Raw genomic sequence first — 4,146 nt, forward strand, 5'->3', positions numbered from 1 at the left:
GCCCGGCTCGCGCCCGCGGCGTCACCCTCATCGCCCGCCGCCTCACTCGCGCCCGCCGCGTCACCCTCATCGCCCGCCGCCTCGCTCACATCGTGAGCGTTTTCGGCAGCCGCGTCGACGCCCGCGTCGCTCGCGTTCGCCTCGACCTCTGGCGTCTCCTCGAGGTCCGAGGACTGCTCGGACACGATCACATCGTTCTCGCTCATCCGGCGCTAACTCCTTTGCCGTCTTGGTGACCCGGAAGCGGGTTCACCAGGGTTGGTATGACGTGGGGCCGCCGTCAGCGGCCGGGCGCATCCTGCGGACCATCCCCGCCGGTGCCGCCGCTGCTGGAGCCGCCCGCCTTGGGACGCGGCCCGCCACGGTCCTTGCGCTTGGGCTGGACGCGTTGTCCCGACTTGGGAGCGGACGTGTCGACCACAGTGCCGCTGACCGCCCCCGTGCCCGGCACCACCGGTGTCGCAGGCAGCGGCTGCCCCTTCCGGGCGCGCCGTTCGTGCAGCGCCTTCTCGGCCAACGAGCCCGGTGCCGGCATCCGCCGGATCACATAGAACTGCTGACACATCGACCAGACGTTCGTGACGAACCAGTAGATGAGCACACCGATCGGGAAGTTGACACCCGAGATCGCGAAGACCAGCGGCAACACATAGAGCAGCACCTTCTGCTGCCGCGCGAAGGGGTTGTCCAACGCGGAGGCCGGCATGTTCTTGGTCATCAGCTGGCGCTGGGTGGTGAACGTCGTGACCGACATCAAGATGATCAACACGATCGTGACGATCTTGGTGTTGGTCGTCGAGGCACCAATGAACTTGTCGGAGAGCTGGGCTCCGAAAATCATCGCCTGCTCGGCCTGACTCGCGACGTCGCGGGTGATCGGGCCGATGCCGTCACGCTTGCCGTCGGCGATCGACTGCAGCCCATTGAGCACGCGGAAGAGACCGAAGAAGATCGGCGACTGGGCCAGGATCGGCAGACACGACGAGAGCGGATTGGTCCCTGAGGAGCGGTAGAGCTCCATCGTCTCCTGCGTCATCTTCTGACGGGATTCGGGATCGGTCTTGCCCTTGTACTTCGCCTGGATCTTCTGCAGCTCGGGGCTGAGGATCTGCATATTCCGCGAGGCGTGGATCTGCTTCATGAAGAGCGGGATCAGCGCCGCTCGCATGACAATCACCAGACCGACGATCGAGAGCCCCCAGGTCCACCCGGACGCCGCGGGCATCCCGACCGCGGTGAAGGCCTGGTGGAAGCCGTACATGATCCACGCGACCACCCATTCGATCGGGTAGAGCACGCTGTTGAAGAAGTCGCCCATGCTGTCCTTAACTGCTCAGTTGGTGATCATGGTTCGCCGGCGGCGAGAAGCTGAAAGTCTGAGGCACGTGATCGACTCCGCCCGGTGCCCACGGGTGACAGCGAAGAACGCGCCGCGCCGCGAGATAGCTCCCGCGGAAAAGTCCGAACCGGCGCAGCGCCCCCAGCGCATAGGCCGAACACGACGGGTAGTACCGGCACGAGGGCGGGGACATCGGGGAAATCACCAGTTGATACGCCCGGATCAGCCAGATCAGCGGCTGCGCCAGCAACCCGCCCACCGTCATACCCGCGCTCCCCACGCGCGATCGGCCCGACCGAAGGCCTCATCGAGGGCCACGCCCAGTTCGGCGCTGCTCGCCGTCCCGGCGGCCGCTCGGGCGCGTACCACGTAGTCGACGCCCGGTCGCAGCGCCTCAAGCCGGGCGCGGCACTGCTCGCGCAGGCGCCGCTTGGTGCGATTGCGGATCACCGCATTGCCGACCGCTTTGGAGACGACGAAGCCCACCCGGCAGGGGGCATTGTCCCGGCCAGGGGAGCGATATGCATGCACCACCACGAACCGGGCCGACCCGTCGACGCGGTCGCGACGGCGCAGGACTGCGTTGAAGTCGGCGCTGGAACGCAAGCGATGCCGTGCCGGAAGCACAGCTCGGGATACGTCAGGCGGACAGCTCGGCGCGACCCTTGCGGCGGCGAGCCGAGAGGATGGCGCGGCCGGCGCGGGTGCGCATGCGGGCGCGGAAACCGTGGTTCTTGGCGCGGCGACGGTTGTTCGGCTGGAAGGTGCGCTTGCTCATCTGACTTCTTCCGTATGACGTGGCGAGGGTCCCGCTCGCCGGCGTGGCGGTGGTCGTAGTGACTGCCGGGTGGCTGATCGGCTCGCTTTCGGCCGCAATCGGAAGCCTGCGCGCGGGGCGTAGGAATGCGAAAACGGCCGAAAGGCCGAAGCACAACGATACGGGGCGCCCACTCAGGGGGTCAAACCGACGGCATCCGGCAAGCGGCATGGCACCCAAACCGACCATCCTGCACCCGTTCGATCGGGCAGCGTTGACGCGACACACCCCAAGGCGCCAAAGATTCCGCCGCCGGGACATAATGCCTTGGGCTCGCGCTTGCTCGCGCGGGTGGAGGGTTGTTAGGTTCGGCCCTCGTCCATGATGAGGTGGCCGCTTCCCACAGGGTGTGGACAACGCTGTGGATGTCGCGAACGGTCCCAGGAAGGTAGGCCCCGTGTCCGAGGCACGGTTGGACGCGAGCCGGTTGTGGGCCAAGGTGCTGTCCACCCTGGCCGAAGACCGCGTCTCCATCCAGCATCGCTCGTTCCTCAAGAACGCCAAGGTCAAGGGGATCCTCGACGACACGGTGCTCATCGCGGTCGGCAACGACTTCGCCAAGACCGTTCTCGAGCAGAAGGTCCGCACGCACGTGCTGGCCGCGCTCGCCGCTGAACTCGGCACCGAGGTCACCCTCGCCGTCACCGTCGATCCGTCGCTGGCGGTCGAGGAGGACCTGTTCACCAGTTCGGTCGAAGCTCCGGACGAGGACGCCGTGGTCGACGACGGTCTGGTCGACGACGACTTCGAGCCCGAGCCGCTGCGCCCGGGTGCCGGCTCGGTCGTCACCCTGGACCCGCTCGATGCGACCCGGCTGAACCCGAAGTATGTCTTCGAAACCTTCGTCATCGGCGCGAGTAACCGCTTCGCCCACGCCGCGGCCGTCGCGGTGGCCGAGGCGCCGGCCAAGGCCTACAACCCGTTGTTCATCTATGGCGAGTCCGGGCTGGGCAAGACCCACCTGCTGCATGCCATCGGGCACTACGCCCGCATTCTGCAGCCGCATCTGAAGGTGCGGTACGTCAACTCCGAAGAGTTCACCAACGACTTCATCAACAGCATCCGCGACGACAAGGCGGCGAACTTCCAGAATCGCTATCGCGAAGTCGACGTCCTGCTGATCGACGACATCCAATTCCTCTCGGGCAAGGTCCAGACCCAGGAGGAGTTCTTCCACACCTTCAACAGCCTGCACAACACCAACAAGCAGGTCGTGATCACCTCGGACGTCCCGCCCAAGCACCTCTCGAATTTCGAGGACCGGATGGTCTCGCGCTTCGAGTGGGGCCTGCTGACCGACGTCCAGCCGCCCGACCTGGAGACCCGGATCGCCATCCTGCGCAAGAAGGCGATCCAGGAGCGGCTCTCGGTCCCCGACGAGGTCCTGGAGTTCATCGCCTCGCGGATCTCGACCAATATCCGCGAGCTCGAGGGGGCCCTGATCCGGGTGACGGCCTTCGCCAGCCTCAACCGGCAGCCGGTCGACCTGCCGCTCGCGCAGATCGTGCTCAAAGACCTGATGCCCAATGAGCACGCCAACCAGATCACCAGCGCGACGATCATGGCCCAGACCGCGGCCTACTTCGGCCTGACCATCGAGGATTTGCAGGGGCAGTCGCGCTCGCGGGTGCTCGTCACGGCCCGCCAGATCGCGATGTACCTCTGCCGTGAGTTGACCGATCTTTCGTTGCCGAAGATCGGCCAGCAGTTCGGCGGGCGCGACCATACGACCGTCATGCACGCCGACAAGAAGATCCGCCAGTTGATGGCCGAGCGCCGGGCCATCTACAACCAGGTCACCGAACTGACCAATCGGATCCGTCAGCAATCTGCCTAGCGCCGTCCTCCCCAGGTCTTTCCACAGTCGGTGGGTTGGCCGTTACCGGAACGACATCGACTCTCTCGTCGGCGTGTCGAGGTCCTGACCTGCAAGGACCCCATTCGCTGTCCACACGATGGGGATAAGTCTGTGGATTACGCGACGCTTGGC

Annotated in this window: 6 protein-coding genes; 1 reads left to right on the forward strand and 5 read right to left on the reverse strand. The window is 65.9% G+C overall.

Annotated features, from left to right (window positions below; all coding sequences use genetic code 11):
* The 5 genes from PKH97_RS14405 to rpmH all read right to left on the reverse strand — a co-directional run.
* The coding region (locus PKH97_RS14405; protein WP_324388247.1) for a hypothetical protein at positions 1–206 on the reverse strand (206 nt) is incomplete at its 3' end.
* A 74-nt stretch (positions 207–280) separates the two neighbouring features.
* A complete protein-coding gene (gene yidC / locus PKH97_RS14410; protein ID WP_324388249.1) occupies positions 281–1,318 on the reverse strand; it encodes a membrane protein insertase YidC in 1,038 nt (345 codons plus the stop codon).
* A gap of 7 nt (positions 1,319–1,325) precedes the next feature.
* Positions 1,326–1,604, reverse strand: a complete 279-nt coding sequence (gene yidD / locus PKH97_RS14415; protein WP_324388250.1) for a membrane protein insertion efficiency factor YidD — start codon at positions 1,602–1,604, stop codon at positions 1,326–1,328.
* Positions 1,601–1,966 carry a ribonuclease P protein component gene (rnpA, locus tag PKH97_RS14420; protein WP_324388252.1) on the reverse strand — a complete coding sequence of 122 codons (366 nt, stop codon included), beginning with the start codon at positions 1,964–1,966 and terminating at the stop codon, positions 1,601–1,603. The genes yidD and rnpA overlap by 4 nt, the downstream gene beginning before the upstream one ends.
* Before the next feature lie 13 nt (positions 1,967–1,979).
* On the reverse strand, positions 1,980–2,117 hold the full coding sequence (gene rpmH / locus PKH97_RS14425; RefSeq protein WP_324388253.1) for a 50S ribosomal protein L34: 138 nt from the start codon (positions 2,115–2,117) through the stop codon (positions 1,980–1,982).
* A gap of 436 nt (positions 2,118–2,553) precedes the next feature.
* On the opposite strand from rpmH, the gene dnaA reads away from it, so the two are divergent.
* A complete protein-coding gene (gene dnaA / locus PKH97_RS14430) occupies positions 2,554–3,993 on the forward strand; it encodes a chromosomal replication initiator protein DnaA (RefSeq protein WP_324388254.1) in 1,440 nt (479 codons plus the stop codon).
* Positions 3,994–4,146 lie beyond the last annotated feature (153 nt).

The sequence above is a fragment of the Nostocoides sp. genome (assembly GCF_035343835.1).
GTDB lineage: Bacteria > Actinomycetota > Actinomycetes > Actinomycetales > Dermatophilaceae > Nostocoides_A > Nostocoides_A vanveenii.